The 20,686-nt window shown below is 51.9% G+C and carries 14 protein-coding genes and 1 pseudogene; 9 read left to right on the top strand and 6 right to left on the bottom strand.

The window, feature by feature from the left end; translation table 11 throughout:
- Positions 1-179: 179 nt before the first annotated feature.
- Complete coding sequence (locus tag Q1Q75_RS20055; RefSeq protein ID WP_300674427.1) at positions 180-794, bottom strand: DUF3786 domain-containing protein; 615 nt, start codon at positions 792-794, stop codon at positions 180-182.
- A gap of 280 nt (positions 795-1,074) precedes the next feature.
- Here Q1Q75_RS20055 and Q1Q75_RS20050 point away from each other — a divergent pair, with 280 nt between their 5' ends.
- The gene (locus Q1Q75_RS20050; protein WP_300674425.1) at positions 1,075-2,412 is read left to right on the top strand and encodes an MATE family efflux transporter; all 1,338 of its coding nucleotides are present in this window, start codon (positions 1,075-1,077) and stop codon (positions 2,410-2,412) included.
- Positions 2,413-2,671: 259 nt separating this feature from the next.
- Entirely contained in the window at positions 2,672-3,709 is a 1,038-nt protein-coding gene (locus tag Q1Q75_RS20045) for a linear amide C-N hydrolase (protein WP_300674422.1), read from the top strand.
- Positions 3,710-3,833: 124 nt separating this feature from the next.
- On the opposite strand, the gene Q1Q75_RS20040 is transcribed toward Q1Q75_RS20045, so the two are convergent.
- Positions 3,834-4,286, bottom strand: a complete 453-nt coding sequence (locus tag Q1Q75_RS20040) for a DUF3465 domain-containing protein (protein WP_300674420.1) — start codon at positions 4,284-4,286, stop codon at positions 3,834-3,836.
- Between the two features lie 408 nt (positions 4,287-4,694).
- Between Q1Q75_RS20040 and Q1Q75_RS20035 the strand changes: the two genes are divergently transcribed.
- The 3 genes from Q1Q75_RS20035 to Q1Q75_RS20025 are packed head-to-tail and all read left to right on the top strand — an operon-like array spanning position 4,695 to position 7,589.
- Positions 4,695-5,894: a glycine betaine/L-proline ABC transporter ATP-binding protein gene (locus tag Q1Q75_RS20035; RefSeq protein ID WP_300674418.1), complete on the top strand. Its 1,200-nt coding sequence runs from the start codon at positions 4,695-4,697 to the stop codon at positions 5,892-5,894.
- Positions 5,881-6,744 carry a proline/glycine betaine ABC transporter permease gene (locus Q1Q75_RS20030; protein ID WP_300674415.1) on the top strand — a complete coding sequence of 288 codons (864 nt, stop codon included), beginning with the start codon at positions 5,881-5,883 and terminating at the stop codon, positions 6,742-6,744. Before Q1Q75_RS20035 ends, Q1Q75_RS20030 begins: the two co-directional genes overlap by 14 nt.
- Positions 6,741-7,589: a glycine betaine ABC transporter substrate-binding protein gene (locus Q1Q75_RS20025; RefSeq protein WP_300674413.1), complete on the top strand. Its 849-nt coding sequence runs from the start codon at positions 6,741-6,743 to the stop codon at positions 7,587-7,589. Before Q1Q75_RS20030 ends, Q1Q75_RS20025 begins: the two co-directional genes overlap by 4 nt.
- 243 nt (positions 7,590-7,832) lie before the next feature.
- Here the strand turns inward: Q1Q75_RS20025 and Q1Q75_RS20020 are convergent, their stop codons facing one another.
- Complete coding sequence (locus tag Q1Q75_RS20020; protein ID WP_300674410.1) at positions 7,833-8,426, bottom strand: hypothetical protein; 594 nt, start codon at positions 8,424-8,426, stop codon at positions 7,833-7,835.
- Between the two features lie 346 nt (positions 8,427-8,772).
- On the opposite strand from Q1Q75_RS20020, the gene Q1Q75_RS20015 reads away from it, so the two are divergent.
- The 3 genes from Q1Q75_RS20015 to Q1Q75_RS20005 all read left to right on the top strand — a co-directional run bounded on the left by Q1Q75_RS20015 (position 8,773) and on the right by Q1Q75_RS20005 (position 14,220).
- Positions 8,773-9,732 carry a hypothetical protein gene (locus tag Q1Q75_RS20015; RefSeq protein ID WP_300674406.1) on the top strand — a complete coding sequence of 320 codons (960 nt, stop codon included), beginning with the start codon at positions 8,773-8,775 and terminating at the stop codon, positions 9,730-9,732.
- 751 nt (positions 9,733-10,483) lie between these two features.
- Entirely contained in the window at positions 10,484-12,946 is a 2,463-nt protein-coding gene (locus Q1Q75_RS20010) for a hypothetical protein (RefSeq protein ID WP_300674403.1), read from the top strand.
- A gap of 287 nt (positions 12,947-13,233) precedes the next feature.
- The gene (locus Q1Q75_RS20005) at positions 13,234-14,220 is read left to right on the top strand and encodes a hypothetical protein (protein ID WP_300674401.1); all 987 of its coding nucleotides are present in this window, start codon (positions 13,234-13,236) and stop codon (positions 14,218-14,220) included.
- A gap of 25 nt (positions 14,221-14,245) precedes the next feature.
- Here the strand turns inward: Q1Q75_RS20005 and Q1Q75_RS20000 are convergent, their stop codons facing one another.
- Positions 14,246-17,407 (bottom strand): BTAD domain-containing putative transcriptional regulator, encoded by a 3,162-nt coding sequence (locus tag Q1Q75_RS20000; RefSeq protein WP_300674399.1) that lies wholly within the window; start codon positions 17,405-17,407, stop codon positions 14,246-14,248.
- A gap of 377 nt (positions 17,408-17,784) precedes the next feature.
- The gene (locus Q1Q75_RS19995; RefSeq protein WP_300674397.1) at positions 17,785-18,069 is read right to left on the bottom strand and encodes a hypothetical protein; all 285 of its coding nucleotides are present in this window, start codon (positions 18,067-18,069) and stop codon (positions 17,785-17,787) included.
- Between the two features lie 540 nt (positions 18,070-18,609).
- Between Q1Q75_RS19995 and Q1Q75_RS19990 the strand changes: the two genes are divergently transcribed.
- Positions 18,610-19,968, top strand: coding sequence for a solute carrier family 23 protein (locus Q1Q75_RS19990; protein WP_300674395.1), 1,359 nt, complete (start codon positions 18,610-18,612; stop codon positions 19,966-19,968).
- Positions 19,969-20,351: 383 nt separating this feature from the next.
- On the opposite strand, the pseudogene Q1Q75_RS19985 reads toward Q1Q75_RS19990, so the two are convergent.
- Positions 20,352-20,516: pseudogene (locus tag Q1Q75_RS19985) on the bottom strand (hypothetical protein); the annotation flags it as partial.
- Positions 20,517-20,686: the final 170 nt, after the last annotated feature.

Raw genomic sequence — 20,686 nt, 5'->3', positions numbered from 1 at the left:
CCTCAAGGCTCTGATAACGCGGCAGATGAGTGCACCCGGCTCGCCCGAAGGGTGAGAAAATCAAACAGAATACCGTGGATTACATTTTGCATTTTTGAAACGACTGAAAATATTACGGCAAAGAACTGTCATTACGAATTATTCCTTAGTCCTGATTGTTTTCTCATGAAATATCCGGGCTACGGGTTGTTCTTGAGCCAGACCGCCAGAATCGCGCCCACCATGGCGAGGCATTCCATATCCAGGTATGCCGCTGCATTTCTCTGAAACAGCAGCGTCGCCTGGGCCGGAAACTCGTCATCGGTATCATTAAACAACAAAAAGACGGGAACCTTTGGCAACGCCTGGAACTGATACGCAAACTGGCACGAGACATCCGTATCGAAAGGCCGCCCCCCGAGGTGAAGGCTTCGCTGTTCCAGTCTATCCAGGGCACCGTCGAAATCACGGGCAATGGGAGACTCCACCGTACTTCTGAATCCACCCACATAGGGCGCGGCATCCTTGAAATCCTTGTAGGTCACCAGAGAGACATCCTCCGACACCCGAGGCGGGCACAACAGGAGGTATTTGCTCAGCACCACGCATGCGGCATGGCTCGCCTCTGCCCCTGTTTCATCGACACACCCGTCAGAGGTGATCGTATACCGCCGGTTGAAAAAAGGGATCTGATAAACAGTATCCTGACCGGTGAGATCCAATACCTCGCGGATCCTGTCTGGAGCCTCAAGGCCCGCGACCTGAAGTAGATAGTCCTTTCGGATCTTCTCAAAAATAGGTGCCTTCTCAACCATGCCAACGCCTCCATGGGGGTTACGGGTCATCATCAAGGAAGAATGACGCTTTTTGTTGACAACAAAAAGACGTCGTGTGTATAAAAACACGCTTCAAAAAAAATAGAAACGATGTGTTGTTAAAAGAGGTTACTTTTCGGATTTCTTCCTCCTCTTTTAGAGTGTGACTGCGTTTTCTCGAAGGAATCCTGATAATCATCCAATTATCGGGACCCCTTGTAGAACTGTGCACACCCCGACAATTGACGTGCTCGTACTCTTTTTTTTTGAAGGAACACAGATGTCAGCCTATGTACGTTCATTAAAGGAAATATTCCTTTTTTCCCTTCCCATTATCGCAGGTCAACTGGGCCAGATGCTTTTCGGCATTGGCGATATTGTGGTTGCCGGTCGATACTCCACCGATGTTCTCTCAGCCCTTGGCATTGCCACAGCCATCTTCTCCCCCTTCCTGTTGATCGGAACGGGAATCGCCTTTGCCATCAGCCCCTTAAAAGCAAAAATGATCGCCCAGAATAAAGACGTCAGCGCCTTGCCGGGGACCACCCTCCTGCTGGCACTGATCACCGGAACTCTTTTGACCTTTCTGATCGGAGCTGCCGGGTTCTGCGTTCAATTCATGGAATTTGAACACACCATTGAACACCTGATCGTTGACTATCTGATGATCTGTGCAGCGTCCATCCTCCCGGTCATGATTTTCCAGGTGCTGAAAGAAAACCTTCAGGCTCAGGAAAAGACGCTGTTTGCAAACGGCCTCATCCTCTTTTTCAACCTGTTCAACCTTGCAGCCAACGTCTTTTTCATCTTCACCCTGGACCTTGGAATCGTGGGGGCTGCCATCGCCACAACCCTGTCACGGACACTCATGGCGTTCGTCCTTTATCTTTATACAGCCCGTACGATAAAAATAAACTTCAAAATTTCCTTTCCGATCCTGAAGTTCCTTTACCGCAAAGGTCTACCCATTGGCCTCAACGGCCTCCTCGTCGGCTTGATTTTTTCCCTTGTCACGGTGCTCTCCGGAAAAATGTCCATCACAGCCTCTGCGGCAAACAATATATTGATCAACGTCTCGTCCCTCACATACATGATTCCCTACGCCCTGGCCGGCGCAGCCTCCGTAAAGACAGCCCGAGCCTATGGCAGCCGAGATTTTGACCAGATCACCTCGTATGCCCTGGCCACGTTGAGCTTAGGGCTTCTGTCGGCATCCATGACCGGGTTGCTGTTTTATTCTGTCCCGGAAAAAATACTGGCTCTGGCCACCGGAGACCCGCAGGTCATCCGTTATGGGGCCACCCTCTTCTTCTTTGGAGCCATATACCAGGTTCCAGACGCCATTCAGATCACACTTCAGGGATGCCTTCGCGGGATTGAAATCACCTTCAGACCCATGGTCTCCATCTTTTTAGGGATATGGATGGTGGGGTTCCCGGCGGGCTGTTTCTTCGCCTATATAAAAGGAATGGGAGCGGCCGGACTGTGGATGGGAATGGCCACAGGGTTGACTGCGGTGGCCATCGTAAACGGCACCCTGTTTATCCGGATTCTACTTAAAAACAGAGACACCACCATCCGGAAGTCCACGCTTCTCCCGTGCATACCCGAGCATTAGTTCCCGCGTGGAGTCACGATCATCTCAACCCATGGATTGCCAGACAAATCCCGGCAACCCATGCGGTTCGAAAAATAATGGGTTGCCTACCGCCGAAGAGTCCTCATCGCTGTCACGCGCCTGAACCTCATCCAATGATTATCCGTTGACGATAAGAACACCCAGGCGTATGACAATAACATATCATTCAGTGAATTACACCAGACAGACAGACGAATGACTGACATAGAAAACACAGTAAACAATGAGGACTTATAGAATGGCTTCCAAGACACCTAAAACTTTTTTCCGTCATTTCAGAATGTTGATATTCACCCCCCTGATTCTCCTGAGCATCGGGACCGCCCAGACCTGGGCCTGCTCCGAAATCTGGATCGACACCCCCAACACCCAGGTATCGGCCCGCACCTTTGATTTCATGTTTGGAGACGGATTTATCCGCTACACGCCCCGGGGGACATCACAGCAAGCCCAATACACGCCAGCAGAGGCGGCCCCCTTAAAATGGACCAGCCGGTATGCCGCCCTTACCTTCAACACACGCTTTCCGTGCCCCTCCAAGGGGACGTTCTATGCTGGCGTGGATGGACTCAACGAAGCCGGACTGAAGATCGGGACCTACTACCTCCCCAACTCACAATTCCCAAAAGACGGCCCCCGGACGACTCTGGACATCGCCTCACTCCAGCAATACTTCCTGGACCGTTTCAAGACCGTAGACGAAGCCTTATCCGACGTCAACTCTGGCCGCTACCGGGTCACCAACACCCCGTCCCGGGAATTTAACATCATGCTCCACCTTTATCTCCACGACAGCACAGGCCACAGCGCCATCCTTGAATTTATGGACGGTGCCCTGAAAATAACCGACCACCCCTGCCTTCCTGTACTGACCAACACCGATTATGAAAACGCCACTGAGCTCATCAAACACTACAGTGGGTTCGGTGGCACCGCCCCCATCCCCGGAACCCAGGAATCCAATGACCGCTTTGTGCGGGCCGCCTATTACCGCCAGCACCTGGAACCACCTCAGTCCGAAACCGAGGCCATACACTACGGCCTTTCCCTCATCAAATCCGTGTCGATTCCGCCCCGGTTTATCCACGGATGCACACAGTGGACCCTCATCACGGACATCCAGACCCGGAAAATTTACTTCCAGACCCTTGACAGCCCCGATCTGGCCATCATCGATTTCAAAAAACTCGCCGCCGCAGCAACCCGGAGTTATGAAACCGACATCATGAAGACTCAGTTTACCGGGGATATCACCCATCTCTTGATCAAAAATTAAACCCTCAACCCGGATATTTCACGAGTCGAGTGCACCCATACTCAAGGATTCAGAGCTGTAGATGTAGTGGTTTACCTCAAAGCTCTGATAACGCAGAAGATGGGTGCACTCGGCTCGCCCCCCGTTACTCGTACAACGTCCCTCCATGATTGATCCAGCCACCTTCATGTCGACCGCCTGGGTCATGATGCGTCCAATGCACCACGCCACCTCTCACATTCCACTCGTATTCCCCATAAAAATTTACAGGGTCACCCACCGATAGAGAATGGATCCTTGGAGCAAGATCGATATTGTGTGCAATCAGAATGGTTTGACCCGATGCCAGCTTCACAATAAATTTCTGGTGCCGACTCCCCTGGGTATCATCCCGTAACAGCTTGATAACCTTTCCAGAGCCACCCACCTGAATATCACTGAGCTGACGTTTAAAAGCATGTTCCAAGACCCGATCGCTGTTTGATTGTTCAACAACCTTGTCTGTCTGGAACGTTGATTTGACCGTCACAAACAGGGGGGACTGAATGAACCCATACACGGCAACACAGACCAGAACGGCAAGAATGATTTTCTTCATTAAAAAGCCCCTTCCATTCACAATTAATCTAAATATTATCTTACAATATTCCTTTATCCTTTCAGCAATAAAGGATACTTTTCTTACAATTTGATAGAGAATTTTTAATTTAAAATTGGCGTTAATATAGCTAATCTATTTTCTATTATAAACAAATAACAACGTCACTATGAATTCACATTAAACCTATAATATCCACCATAAATTTTTGAAATAGTTTTGTATTTCTAAATCAAAAACTCATATTACTTAAAGATAACCTTAAAATAAATATAACAACGCAAAATATCATTCGATCACATCCATATTCAAGGTAATTACTGATGATTAATCTCTTGAGGAATTTGACATCACACATTTCAACAGCTATGGTAGCTGCCAGTTTGAATAAAAAAGAAGCGAGGTTACATGACAAAAATTGAAGTACGAGATCTTGTAAAAATCTTCGGATCTTCTCCGCAAGGTGCGTTGAAAATGCTCCGCAATGGAGCTGAGAAGGATGAGATACTGAGCAAAACCGGCCACGGAGTCGGAGTCGGCGGCGTCACCTTCGACGTCAAAGCCGGAGAAATAATTGTGATCATGGGACTGTCCGGCAGCGGCAAATCTACGCTGGTACGCTGCCTGAATCGGCTCATAAATCCCACGGCGGGTTCCATCCTCGTCGATGGTGTCGATATTGCCAAGGTCAGCAACGCAGAGCTCCTGAAAATAAGGCAACAAAAATTCGGAATGGTTTTCCAGAATTTTGCCCTGTTTCCCCACTGCACGGTGGCTGAAAACGCCGCGTACGGGTTAGAAATCCAGGGCGTGGACAAAGAGACCCGTCTGAAACGCGCCTATGATGTCCTGGAGCAAGTGGGACTATCCGGGTGGGAGGAGAGTTATCCATCTCAACTGTCCGGGGGGATGCAACAGCGTGTCGGCCTCGCCCGGGCCCTGGCCGTAGACCCGGATATTCTCCTCATGGACGAGGCATTCAGCGCCCTGGACCCCCTGATCCGACGGGATATGCAGGATGAACTCCTCGACCTGCAGGACCGGCTTCAAAAAACCATTGTGTTCATCAGCCACGACCTGGACGAAGCTTTGAAAATAGGCGATCGCATTGTGCTGATGAAAGACGGCAAGGTGGTGCAGGTGGGAACGCCCGATCAGATTCTTATGGAGCCGGCCACCCGTTACGTAGAAAAGTTTGTCGAAGACGTGGACATCACCAAGGTGCTCACAGCGGAATCCGTGATGAAACGCCCCTTCGCCGTGGGCCATGTCCGCAACGACGGCCCTCGCGCCGCCTTGCGAAAAATGAAAAACGAGGGAATCTCCAGCCTCTTTGTCACCCAGCGGGACCACTCTCTTCTCGGCATCATCTCTGCAGCCGACGCCAAAGAGGCCGCAGAACGGGGAGACCAGAACCTGGAGGACATTCTCCAGCGGGAGCTCACGACGGTCAGCCCCGACGCCCCCGCCTCAGATCTTTTTGAGATTCTGAAGGACCTCCCCTACCCTCTCGCCGTGGTCACAGAGACGGGAAAACTTGCCGGCGTGATCGTTCGGGGCACACTGCTGGCCGCCCTTGCCGAAGGAGGCAGATGTGCTCCAATTTGATATTCCGCGAATTCCCATAGGTAAAGCCATCGAGGCGATCATCGATTTTCTCGTCGAGAACTGTTCAGCCGCCACCAATATATTCTCAGATATCATGGAAGCGTTCATTGATATTTTGGTCGACGGAATGATGTTCCTCCCCCCCTGGCTGTTCATCCTCTGCATCGGCGCCCTGGCCTTCGGCATCACCAGAAAACGGTCCGTTGGGATCCTGGCAATCCTGGGCCTTGCCCTTATCGTGAACATGGGCCTGTGGAAAGCCACCATCAGCACCCTGGCTCTGGTCGTTATCGCTACCCTGGTCTCGATCCTCATCGCCATCCCCATGGGAATCCTGGCGGCCCTCAACCGGACCGCCTACCGCCTGGTCATGCCGATCCTTGATTTTATGCAGACCATGCCGGCCTTCGTCTACCTCATCCCCGCCATCCCTTTTTTCGGGCTGGGCAAGGTGTCGGCCATCTTCTCCACTGTGATCTTCTCCGTGCCGCCAGCCATTCGCCTGACCTGCCTGGGAATCCGCCAGGTACCGGAGGAACTCATTGAAGCGGCGGACGCCTTCGGGTCCTCCCCGCAACAGAAACTTTTTAAGCTGCAGCTTCCCCTGGCCACGCCCACCATTATGGCAGGCGTAAACCAAACGGTGATGCTGGCCCTCTCCATGGTGGTCGTCGCCGCCATGATCGGTGCCAAAGGACTCGGGGGCGAGGTGTGGAAGGCCATCCAGCGACTCCAGCCCGGCAAGGGCTTTGAAGCAGGACTCGGAATTGTCATAATCGCCATGCTCCTGGACCGCATTCTCCAGCAGTTTGGGACCAAAAACAAAAAACCTGAAGGAGGAAATTCATGATTCGCCGTATCGCGTCTCTGTGTCTCGCCCTGGCTGTTGCCGCCATGCTCGCAACTCCGGCCATGGCCAAGGAAAAAATCAAGATCGTTTACGTGGAATGGGCCTGCGCCACGGCCAGCTCCAATGTAATGAAAGCCGTCATCGAAGAGAACCTGGGCTATGAGGTGGAGCTAACCCCCGTCTCAGCACCCGCCATGTACGCAGCTCTGGCCGCAGGCGACCAGGATGCACTGACCACATCTTGGCTCCCCATCACCCACGGGGACATGATCAAACGCTATCAAGGGAAAATCGAAGACCTCGGTCCCAACTTTGAAGGGGCAAAAATCGGACTCATCGTCCCCACCTATGTCACCATCGACTCCATCGCCGAGATGAACGCCAACGCCAAAAAATTTGACGAGGAAATCATCGGCATCGATCCCGGAGCCGGCGTCATGATCAAAGCTGAAGAGGCCCTCGAACATTACGGCCTCTCTAAAATTGAGCTGGTCTCCTCCAGCGGCGCTGGCATGACCGCATCCCTGGCCAACCGCTACCGCAAGAAAGAGTGGATCGCCGTGACTGGCTGGGTCCCCCACTGGAAATTCGCCAAGTTCGACCTGAAATTTCTCAAAGATCCGGATAAGGTATTCGGCGAGTCAGAGACCATCAACACCTTCGTACGCAAGGGCCTGAAAACCGATCACCCCAAGGTCTACCGGGTTCTGGACAACTTCAAGTGGAGCGCAGCCGAGATCGGTGAGGTCATGGCCATGAACACCGTGGAAGATACCGATGTCTATGAAAACGCAAAAAAATGGGTGGCTGCACACCCAAACCGGGTCAAGACCTGGCTTCAGTAGCACCAGCCCAAGGGCCATACAAGGTGCCCCCCTTTCCTTCCCAAAAAGCCGGGGTGCCTGAAGCAAAAGCTCTGGCCCGATAAGATCCCATCAAAAGCAAAAAAGCGGGCATGATTCCATGGAATCATGCCCGCTCTCTATTTATCTGTACCAACATGACCGGATAGTCTGCACGATGATTTAACACGGGCGGTCTGCTGGCCCCTTGCCCTTGAGATGGCGTCCAGGGATAAAGGTAAATAGTCACAGAAAATCAACCTCTTCGAGCAGTGTGTAGGTGAATGAATTCCCATACCGGTCTGCTCCATTTCCACATAGTTTAAGAAGAAACGCAAAGTGATCGGGATCCTGAACCACTTGGCAACCGGCGCTCCACTTCCCCACCTGAACACTGGGGCGATACGCGTTGGCCTTGTGAATATTCACGGCGTACAGCCCGGTGTCTTCCTTAGTCCCTGTGGTGTCGATGGTCTCATTCAAATCCATATCCCGAAAAACGGTAACGGGGCCTTTCTGCTGAAGCGCTTTATACCCCCTGTGCCTGCCGACCTTATATGCGCCCCGGTACTGGCCGGGCTTCATGATGGCGGTGCCACGCACGTTCATGGGATTTTCCCTGTAATAGGTACCGGGGTCGGTGGTCGCCGGGAAGGCAAAACCGATCCACGTCCCGTCAAATCGATAAAACACGGTGACCCAGTCGTTGAAGGTGTTGGCGCGGGTGTCTGTGCTGCGGATTCCCACAAGGTTAAGGTCATACCCAGACGAATTTTCGAATACCTTGTATGATTTTGCTTTCATCACATCGATGATACGGCTTACATCCGGTACATTCATCCTTGGAACCTCCCTGAAGGGTTGCTGTTCATGGCAGGGCTAAAATCCATCAAACCAACCAGCGGTAATTGTAATGTTTTTATCGTGGTTTCAACAGAAAAAATACCCCCCCCCACGCGGACGATCACGCACCCTTTGCCGTCAAAACCGATAGCACGCCTTGAATTGCGTGGCCGGAAAGTTCTCCATCCTGTAAACGGACCCTGGGTTATTTCAGGTCATGGTAAAAAAAGAGCTAAAACCACCGGTTTTTTTCGGCCATCCCTGGTTTTGTGAGAAGAATGTGAGATGTCCTGTTTTATAAAGCGTCACAGAACATTGACGTATCACTATCTCAGGAGGCTGCATGTATAACCAACATCTTTTCCGGTTGATTCCGGTCATCGCTCTCATCTTTCTCACCACGGCCTGTGGCGGTTCGGGTTCTACCGATCCAACGGCACCACCAGAGGATCCCGAAAAAAAACTCATCACCATTTCCCAAAAAATGGCAGACCCCGACGAACCGTTGTCCACCGTTGCTTCCTACACGTACGATGAAGACAGCGGGCTTCTTAAAAGTTTTTCCAAAACAGGGTCAGAACTCCGCCTGGATTACGATGATAAGGGCCGGATCATCCGAGAAGACATAATTCCTCAGGATCCAAACATGACCACCTTTTCATCCACCCGGGAATATGACGAATCTGGAAGAATAACCCGCTTCGATGGGCCAAAAGAAGCCGTTGAAATAAAATATGACGCTAAGGATCGGATAATAAAGGTCACCCATATGGATGGGGACACCCCCATGTCTATCGATACCTGGACGTACGATGCGGGAAAGCTCGTAGAGATCAGTGTAGCCGACGCCCATGATCCGAACAGTCCAGTCATGACCATGGCTTACACCTATACAAAGACCGGTGAATTTTATCAGGCCGTGATAGGTTTTCACTCCTTTACCTACCAGTGGGAATCCGATACCGACTTGAAGGTAACCCATAGTACGAACGGAACGGAAAGCGTCGAGAACTTGAGCTTTTCCGACACCCCCGTTGCCTGGGAGACATTAGGGGATTTAGACAAAGGGATCGTCTTCATGCCCCGGTATTATACGGACCTGCGCCACTTAATCAGTGGGTCTCAGAGGATGGATCCCTTCGGCATCCGCAGGGGGCTTTATTCCCAGGTAGAAAATGACGAAGGTTATATGGAATTCGACTTCGACGCAGAAGGCTATCCCGTGGAGTCCAGGCAATACAAAAATGGTCCCGAAGGCCATCCGGATGTGCTGGTTGCCACCATGGTCTACGAGTGGAAGTGACATGTCGGGGCTTTTCTTTTAACCAATAACAGGCCCGGTAAGGTGAAAAATTTTCGGATGGAGGGACACCTCCATCCGTTTGACCCCCCAATTGTTTCCCCGGTGCCTGCAGAATGCCTTCACTTATTCGCAGACAGGCTCCCGGCAGATCTCACGGGTGAGGCGGGACTCGATGAGATCCAGGTCCACGGGGTAGCCGCCCCCCTCCCTTTGGAAAAGGTCGCACCACAGGGCGAGGCAGAAAGACCAAGCACACCGGGTGTGATAGCACATCATATGCCAGGGAAAATAAAATCCTTCGCCATGATTAAACCGTGTATGGGCCACCGACCTCATCGGCTTCGATGATCGGTCAGGCGCTTCGACGGTGCGCAAGCGCACCCTACCTTACATCCCCCACACCAGCGGTGACGCGTCACTCCTTGCCCCCGGAGGCCCTTATTCATAGGTTGAATCGTTAGGTTCAGATAATGAAAAAAATGAGCAGAGTCACCGGTTTTTTTCAGCCCTCCCTTCATTTGTGAGAAAAATGTGAGATGCCCCGTTTTACAATGCCTCCCAGATCATTGACCGATCACTCATTCAGGGACACAAGCTGGCACACCCTGCCGCCGGCAGTTTTTTATGGGAGCTGAAGAGTGACTCTTTTTTTAAAAAGAAAAAGAGAGGCAATGGCAGGTCAACGGTGTGGAGTCGTGGATATGGCTCGGATGGAATAGAAAATCAGGACATGCATCAAAAAGGACATATGATGAAACGTATTTTTCTGAAAACTCTGTTAATTTTGGTTCTGGTCTCTTCGCTTTTTTTGACCGGATGTGGTGGCGGTGGCGGTCACAGTGATGACCCGACCGAGCCATCCACGGGAAAAGCGCTGCTGGGCCCCCTGGTTGCGGCGGGCGTCGATGTCTACGCGTATAGCGAGCCGAATACATCGATTTTTTCCACCACCACCTCGGACTCAGGCACCTTGTCTGACGCAGGTTTGTTTGAAATTCCAAACAATATTTTGCAGGACAATGAATTGTACATCATCGCCATCACGGGGGGGACGGATATCGATCCCGATGATAACGGGGTCATCGGGGACATCGCCCCGGTGGCAAACAAGGGCACAATTCACCTGGTGGCAACGAAAAGCCAGATCCAGGCCGGGGACTACTCGGTCACCATACTTTCTGAAGTGATCTACCAAAAAGTTGCGTACATGATCAAAGCGGGCTACCCCGAATCGGCAACCAAAGAGCTGATACGCCAGTACGTCACGACAATGCTGTCTGAAGACATCGACGGTGATGGCGACAGGGATATGGCCGATGTGATGCTCTGGGAGCCGGTAACCGGCAAGGAAAAGCTGTCAGGAGACTGGTCTTTTTTTCAAGAGTGCACCACGGCGGTGCATGGGAACGAACCTCTGTCTCTTGGAGTGCTCGTAGCGAAAGTGCAGAAACATCTTTTCGGTAGCGTGGATACCCCGGGCTGGGCCGGCAGTGTCACGGTTTTGGACGGCACAGCCTACGTGGCGGATGAGGATGCCGGCCTTCAGGTGATCGATGTAAGCCATCCGGCCAGGCCCACGATTATCGGCAGCGTGGATACGCCGGGCTCGGCCAGCGGTGTAACGGTTTTGGACGGCACAGCCTACGTGGCGGATGGGGACTTCGGTCTTCAGGTGATCGATGTAAGCCATCCGGCCAGTCCCAAGATCATCGGCAGCGTAGATACGCAAGATTATGCCTCTGGCGTCACGGCTTTAAACGGTAAGGTTTACGTGGCAGATGGGGATGCCGGTCTTCAGGTGATCGATGTGAAGGATCCGGCCCACCCCCAACTTCTTGGCAGCGTGGACACGCCGGGTTCTGCCTTTAATGTCATGGTGTTGAACGGCACGGCCTACGTGGCGGATGGGATGGCTGGCCTTCAGGTGATCGATGTGAGAGATCCGTCCAGGCCCACGATTCTTGGCAGCGTGGACACGCCGGACTCTGCCTGTGGCGTTACGGTTTTGAACGGCACAGCCTACGTGGCAGATGGGAACTCCGGTCTTCAGGTGATCGATGTGGGGGATCCGGCCCATCCCCAGACTCTCGGCAGCGTGGATACACTGGAAAAACATGGCCATGCCGCTAACGTGATGGTTTTGGGCAGTACGGCCTACATGGCGGATGTGGACTTCGGTCTTCAGGTGATCGATGTGAGCCATCCGGCCCATCCCACGCTTGTCGGCTGCGTTGATACGGCGGGCCAGGCCTTTGACGTCACGGTTTTGGACGGCATAGCCTACGTGGCGGATGGGCCTCACGGTCTTGAAGTGATCGATGTGAACCACCTGGCCCCTCCCGAGCTTGTCGGTAGCGTGGATACGCCGGGTTGGGCCTGTGGCGTTACGGTTTTGGACGGCACGGCCTACGTGGCGGAAGAGGATGCCGGTCTTCAGGTGATCGATGTGAGCGATCCGGCGAATCCCACCCTTGTCGGCAGCGTAGATACGCCGGGCGTTGCCCAGAGCGTCGCGGTTCTGGACGGCACGGCCTACGTGGCGGATAAGGATGCCGGTCTTCAGGTGATCGATGTGAGGGATCCGGCCAATCCCCAGATCCTCGGCAACGTGGATACACCGTGCGGAGCCTTTGACGTCACGGTTTTGGGCAGTACGGCCTACGTGGCGGATTACAGATGTCTTCAGGTGATCGATGTGAGCGATCCGGCCCATCCCACCCTTGTCGGCAGCGTTGCTACGCCGGGTCATGCCCTTGGCGTCACGGTTTTGGACGATACGGCCTACGTGGCGGATGGGTCTTGCGGTCTTCAGGTGATCGATGTGAGCGATCCGACTAACCCCAAGCTTGCCGGCAGCGTGGATTTGCCGGGCCGTGCCTGTGATGTCACGGTTCTGGACGACACGGCCTACGTGGCGGATGGGAGTGGCGATCTTCAGGTGATCGATGTGAGGGTTCCGACCCATCCCCAAATTCTCGGTAGCGTGGATATGCTTGGCGGTGCCTTTCATGTCACGATTCGGGACGATACGGCCTACGTGACGGATGGGTCTTTCGGTCTTCAGGTGATTGATGTGGGCGATCCGACCAAGCCCGAGCGTGTCGGCTCCATAGCTCTATCGGGTGTGGTCGAGGGCATCACGGTGTTGGACGGTTACGTGTATACGGCAAATGGCTACTCTTTAAATGTCTGTCGCGCTGTCTCAAGAGAGTAGCACCACGTGGTTGCGTCTGGATATGTGACACAATCACGATTCAGCCCATCATAACGAAAGAGCCTCCGGCGGTCCTGCCGGGGGCTAAATTTTTTGCCTGATTTTATAAAGCCGGGTTTAACAGACAGGCCAAAGGGCCGCACCGCACAACAAAGCCGATGAGGTGCGAAAAAATAAGCACCCACCCCTTTTCCCGGCCATCTTTCGATTTTGTGAGATAGATGTGCGATGCCGCGTTTTAAGATGCCTCCAGAAACGTTTACGTATCACTTTTTTTAGGAGGCAGTATGACTTACAAATATCTTTTCCGGATGATTCCGGTCATCACGCTTATCTTTTTTATCACGGCCTGTGGCGGATCGAATTCCACCGATCCAACGGCCACCCCAGAGGGCCCCAATGCATCAACGTGGGATCCCATGAAAAAACTTACGACCATTTTTGAAAAAAGCCCAGGCTCGGAAGAGTTGGTGACCTATGCGTCCTACACGTACGATGAGGACAGCGGTCTTCTTGAATGTATTATTAAGCATGCTGCTGAAGAAGATGACCAGCGGTTCATTTATGACGACACAGGCAGGATTATCCGCATGGACGAAGGGACCGATGGCCAGTGGGATGGGGGATCAACAACCATTTCGTATGACGATTCCGGCAGGCCAAACCGACTCGATGGTGGCCAGTTTGGTGCTGTGATGGAATATGATGAGAATGGACGGCTCATAAAAATCAACCGCTCCGATTTAGGGGTTGGCCTCGAGGAGATCGAGACCTGGGCCTACGATGCCTCGGGAAAACCCACAAGGGTCCAGGTCGCCAGCGCCGATGATCCGGAGCACCCGAGTCGAATTTGGACATACACCTACACAGAGGCCGGTGACTTTTATCAGACCGATAGCGGGACGCAAACCTTTACCTACGAGTGGGAATCCGACTCCGTTTTGAAGCGCACCATGACTCTCAAAGGGCAGACACCCCGGGTAAGTGTTTTCACCTTTTCTCAGCCGGACCCCGCAGGCTGGGAAGGGCAAGCTTGGGGCGAAACAGTTCTACGCCCTAACTATTTGATGGCGTTGGATAGTGCATTACATCGATCTAAGGTGGACCCCTGCGGTCTTCTAAGGGGTCGGTGCACCCGGATAGAGAGTCCTTTTATGTACGAGGCATTCGACTTCGACGAAGAGGGCTATCTCCTAGAAGCCAAAAAATATGCCAAAGGGCAGGACGGCAATCCGGATTCGTTGTTTTCCACCTTTATCTACGAGTGGAAATAACATCCCGGTGCCCCGCGTTCCCAACTTACGGATGGAGATACATCGCCATCCGTTTGGCCCCCCGGATGTTTCCCCGGCGCCTGTAGAACTCCTTTAACGTCTCACAGATGGGTTCCCGGCAGATTTCCCGGGTGAGACGGGACTCGATGAGGTCCAGGTCCTCGGGGTAGCCGTCCCCCTCCCTTTGGAAAATATCGCACCACAAGTTGAGGCAGGATTCCAAAAGAGGCACGAGCCGGTGCTCTTTTAAAGAAACGGCGAAATGGTCCAGGGCCATGCCGGGGAGATATTCCCCCCGGTAGAGGGTGAGCGCCTTTCGGAAAGCGTTGGCCGCCTGCCAGAACTCACCCCTGGCATGCCTGGCCCTCCCCTCCTCCGCGTGAGCGATGAACCGGTCTGCGTCCACACGACAGCCGGTGAGGGAGAGTGTCCCGTTCTTCAGGGGGAAATAGTGATGGGAGCTACCCGGGTAGAGGTGGGTGTCCACGGTTTTTCGAAATCGGGAAAGCATGGAATCGAAACTGGAGCGGCCCTTGGCTGGTGAGCTCTCCGGCCAGAGAAGGGTCTGGAGTTTTTCCACGGAGATGCTTTTACCGGGAACGGAGAGCAGAATGGAAAAAAGCGCCTGCTGTTTTTGGGTTAAATCGGCATGGCCCGCGATCTTTTTGCCTTCAATGCGAAGCATCGAATCCCCCAAGGTGTCGATGAAAAGGGCCGGTATGGGGTCCCCATGCCCTGTAAAAGCCAGCCCCAGGCGCGCAAGGGCCAGCTCTCTGCAGAACTCCGGATGGATATCATGGATGATTGCGGTATGCAAAAAGCGCCGCATCACATCCGGCACCCACAGGGCCAGGTGGCAATGCCTGTTCTCCCTGAGGAGCTGGACCGCCGTCTCCAGGTCGTCTCTGTACTCTTTTCCGCTGTCCTCAAGGATCCGGGCACGATGGATATGGGCCGAAGTGCGAATATAGGTCTCATTGCATCTGACGGAAAGGCGTATCCCTTCGGCCAGATGGGTGATGGCCGCATCCTGTTGACCGCAGAACCCCAAAGCCATGCCGATGCTGGTGTGACAGAGAACATAAAGCGGCGTGTATTCCACCTGATCTCGCATGGAAAGCGCTTTTTCTGCATTCGCCCGGACACCGGCAGCATCATGTCTCCGGCCGCATAGAAAGGCCTGGTACTGGTGGATCTGGCTGTAAAAATGCGGGCTTTGGTCTATGCGGCCTGAGCCCACCATCTCCTGGGTGATACGCCAGGCCTCCTCCTCATTCCCTTCGGCAATGGCCGCGTCGGTATCCCAGACCGAAAGAAAGGGAGAGAGGATGCTCTGCTGAAGGAGATTGTCCCCGACCTCCCGGTCCAACCGGTCCCTGTAGAAGCGGTAGGTAAAGAAGTCACCATCCTCTTCGAGAAGATTCAGCATGGCCAGAAGAATCATCATTCGGGTATGGGCAGAGATCCCCGGGTTCAGGCGAAAGGGATGAAGTATTTCCATCTCCTGGTAAAAACCCTTGTAATCACACTGGAACATACAGAGAAAACCGCGATTCAGCCGAGCCTCAGCCATAAAATTGGTGAGGCCATGGCGTTGTGCCAGGGCCAGGGCCTGGCCGGTGTAAGACCGGGCCGTTTCAAGCTCTTCCATGAAAAGCTCGCTGCCAATGGCCAGAAAGATCAGGGCCTGAATGCGGCAGTAAACGGAAAGTTCCGTACCGTGGGCCTCAAAGAGTCTCTCGGCCCGTAGAAGAAACCCTCTTCCTCTCTTGAATTGCGCGTCAATGGTTGCGTAGTAGTGGATTATATGGGCCAAGGCGAGAAGCTCCCCCTGCTCATCCCCCGAAGAGACAAAACGATCCCGTGCGGAAAGCAGATAAGAAAGGGCCTCGGACGGACGGGTATCCAGACAGACAACCCCCTGGTACAGAGAAATCCAGGGGTACTGATCGGCCACTTTATCGGAAATTCTGGAGAGAAACGCCGTCAGGGTAATGATCCGGTTCTCCGAGAGCATCCGGGCGCCTGCATCTTTTAATATATCCTGAAATTTAGATAAGTTCTCCGCTTTCACGCAAAGACCCAGAGCGGTTTCAAGCTCATCGAATCTGAGATAAAAGTCGGCAGCGCAGCACAGGGCTTCGCGGAGAATCTCTGGGGGCAGATTTTTCTCTGCCTCATTTCGAAGGTATTCTCGGAAAAGGTGGTGGAAGTGGTAAACCCCGGTGTGTTTCCGGTCCTGGCGGGTAAAATAATTTGAAGCGCAAAGGGCTTCAAGCGCCTCTCCAATCTTCGGGTTACCGGTCATCTCCATGGCCAGGGAAAGAGGGATGTTCTCCACAAGGGCCAGCCGCATCAGATCGGGCAAAAGGTTTTTGGAGATCCCATCAAAAATCTCTTCCTGAAAAAAAAAACCGAGATGACCCGCCATGCTGTCCACGAGAGCATCTTCCGGTGAAAAAGAAACAGACTCTTTATGGCAGCTATAATGCAATGCATGGGAGAGGATACCCATCATCCACCCCTCCGTTCTTTTCATCAGGAGGGAAAGGGCCTTTTCATCGAGATCCACGGAAAAATGTTCCCTGAAAAGGCAGGCGGTTTCCTCGATATCCATGGCAAGAAAGTCGTACCCGATGACGATGGGGTGAAGCAGGTCTCGAAAGGCCTCGAGATCGGTTCCGACCCGATTTCGAGTAATACAGGCAAAGGGAATAATTTTTTTTAACGCTCCGCAGAGTTTCCCGAGGAAACCCAGAAGAACGGGGGATGCCGACACGTTGTGCAGATCGTCCAGGACGATATAGGGACGCCGCTTAGGCGGCAGTTTCTTCAACTCCAAACTGATGAGGTCTGCGGCAAAATCGAGGTTGTCCGGTGAGATCTCCCCACACTCGATCCTTCGGGTCACAAGCGTTTCTGAAAAATGGTCGGAAAACTCGGCCAGACAGAGAGCGATACCCCGGATAAACGTGATGGGATCGGCATCCGCTTCGGTCATCGAATACCAAACAAAATCCGCATCGATATAGTTAAGATACTGGGAGACAAAAACCGATTTTCCATGCCCCCCCTGTGCTTCCACCCACAGATTTCTTCTTTTTTTCCCATCCAGGAGGAGAAGCCGCTTTATTTCCTTCTCCCTGAGCATGTGGATGGCTGGGTCGTAATGTCCTGATTCTTTCATTATTTCCTGCTGCCTCGCCATCATTTTAGTGGTCTCTCCAATCATATCGGTTTTGCATGAGAAACCAGCATATACAAATACACCCATCGTCCTTCGAAGGCAAGACTTGAGCAAAAAGGACTCACAGCGTGAAATTGCTATAATTCGATAGAATTCAGGAAGAGGACAGACTGTAAACACGCATCTTGCCTGCCGTCACCTCTACCCTGTCCCGAATAGCTCGCAATAAGCCACAACAAAATAAAGATATCTGCCTGTATTACAAGGAAATATAGCGAATAACAGAATCTCCGAAAAATACAAGGGATCCTTGCAACATCTATTCAGCTCCAATAAAAGCCTCCGGCAACAAGGTGTGCCACCTTAGCCCGGATATTTCACGAGTTGGGTGCGCTCATCTGCAGCGTTAACAGAGTATTGAGGTAAACCACTGAATCCGTGGCTCTGATGCCCTGAATATGAGTGCGCTTGTCCCGTGAAATATCCAGAGATAAAGCGCTTGTTCCTTTAACGATGAGGAATACTTTAGAATAATTGTTTTCTCTTTTCATGCTCTCAAAAGAGGTATATTCATTATTATTAACCCGGCGGTTAAAGGCATGAATTTCGAGGGGCACGATCACCCCGACAACGCTGACATCTCTTCCACTGATAGCTTGCATAGTTAGTTGCCGGGTTAATATTACTTTGTATAACAAAATGATTATTTCTTTTCTCGGGATATAGCAAGCATTCATCCCGATTCATATTTTAGCCTGGACAGTTCATGAGAAAACGACCAGGCCATGGCAATGACCCAGTGATTACGGTGAATTACAAAGAAAAATATAGATATTTCAAACATGAAAAATATCATTCGCCCTTTTCTACTCGCCTTTCCCACCCTATCCCGGATATTTCACGAGTTGGGTGCGCTCATATGCAAGGCATCAGAGCTGAAGATGTAGCGATTTACCTCAAAGCTCTGATAACGCGGCAGATGAGTGCACCCGGAACGCCCGAAGGGTGAGAAAATCAAACAGAATACCGTTGATTACATTTTGCATTTTTGAAAAAATCGAAAATATTACCTCAAAGCACTGTAATTATAACATATTGCTTGGATCCGATTGTTTTCCCATGAAATATCCGGGCTATCGGGCCAGGCCACTACTTTTTTATCAGTTGATCTTTTTATATTGTGACTGTTTTTGGAGGACATCATGGAACAACGTAAACTCACATACGGCCTGGATGAGTGGCCGCCCCTGGCACAAACCCTGATCTATGGCCTGCAATGGCTGGCTATCACTATAGCGACAGTCATTATTATCGGTAAGGTCGTGGCCGGGCTTCATTTCACAGACGTCGGCCGACAACTGGTCTACATGCAAAAATTATTTTTTGTCATGGGCGCGTCACTTTTTTTCCAGGTGCTTTGGGGTCACAGGTTGCCGCTCATCACCGGCCCGGCCACCGTGCTTCTGGTGGCTATTCTGGCGGGGAGCGGACGCGATATCAACGCCATATACTCCTGCATTGCAGCAGGAGGTGCGTTTCAGCTGCTGCTGAACGCCACAGGCTTGTTCTCGCGAATCTCCCGCTATTTTACATCCCGCGTCGTGGCCACGATCCTCATGCTGATCGCCCTGACCATTACCCCAACCATTTTGAATTTAATACTCAGGGGTGCCTCTGCGCAAATCGGGTTAATCAACCTTGCCTTTGCCTTTCTTTTTTTTATGGTCATGATTGTGGCCGATCGGTTATTGCCGGGGATCTGGAAATCCACCATGATCGTCTGGGCGATCATCGCCGGCAGTATCTGCTACGTACTCCTGGTTCCTACCGAGGTCTGTTCCGACCGGGGTTCATTCGGATATGTCTCAACTTTTTTTACTGATTTTACAACGACTTTCATATGGGATCCCGGACTTCTTATCTCTTTTTTGATCTGTTTTGTTGCTCTTTCCATTAACGATCTGGGATCTATCCAGGCGGTGGGGCATCTCATCAATCCCCCCGACATGAAACGCCGGGTGACGGCCGGCATCTCTTTCAGCGGCCTGTCCAATATGCTGGCCGGATTCTTTGGGGTCATCGGACCCGTGAATTTTTCCATGAGCGTGGGCATCATCGCCTCCAACGGCAATGCGTCGCGTTTTACCCTTATCCCCACAAGCCTGGGGATGCTAACCCTGGCCTTTTTACCCGGAGTGGTTGCTTTTGCCTGGAACGTACCCTCCGTCGTGGTTGGGACTATTTTACTTTATATCATGTGCTCTCAATTGGCCGCCGGAATGATGGTGGCCTTTGGAACGGAGGGCTTTTCATTTGAAGATGGACTCATTATAGGGATCCCCATCATGGTAAGTATCCTTGTGTCCTTTTTACCTGTGAGTATAAAGGCAGCCTTCCCCCCCTTGCTGACACCATTGATCGGCAATGGATTTGCCATGGGTGTTCTGGTGGTTATGTTTTTAGAACATATCGTGTACCCCAGAAATAATGCAGGGCCCATCCCTCAGCCCTCCGATGTTGCTCCCCTATCAGCAGAGGACACCAGCCAGAAGAGTGCTTGACAACAATGGTGCAGGATCTCTTTATCAGTATATGCCCTTGCGAGGGAACCGTTGGTGGGAGAACGGAATACAAATCATGACCCTCAGGCCCCCATGACATCTGGAATGGGGGCTGAACCCGGATATTTCACGAGTTGGGTGCGCTCATATGCAAGGCATCAGGGCTGCAGATGTAATGGTTTACCTCAAGCCTCTGATAACGCAGCAGATGAGTGCACCCGGCTCGCCCGAAGGGTGAGAAAATAAGACAGAATACCGGGAATTACATTTTGCATTTTTGAAACAACTGGAAATATTATTGCAAAGAACTGTAATTACGAATTATTCCTTAACCCCCGATTGTTTTCTCATGAAATATCCAGGTTAACACACCCTATCGCTTCTTATTCATTAGCCTGCCTTTTCCAGTCAGCGCCAATAAAGCTCCATTCTAAAACCGGAATTTTAACAACCATGACAGATTCCTGCTTAAATTTTTTAGAATAAAGCACAGCAAGCTCTTTCACTTTTTCACTATCTTTCTGTTCAACAATAACAGTCACAATCTTTGACCGCTCGGACTTGCCCTTATAATACCCTGAAAGTCATATAAAGCGCACACTATTCGGTTGCCACTCCCAAGTACTTTAAGAACAGCCTATCTCTGGCCACAGATTCGGTGGACCATCGATAGTTGCCCATGACAGTCTGCACCTTTGTGGTTTCGATGCAGTCAAAC

The sequence above is a fragment of the Desulfoluna sp. genome (assembly GCF_030145185.1).
Lineage (GTDB): Bacteria > Desulfobacterota > Desulfobacteria > Desulfobacterales > Desulfolunaceae > Desulfoluna.
The sequence above is the reverse complement of the archived record's forward strand: the minus strand, read 5'-3'. Positions and strand labels throughout refer to the sequence as shown.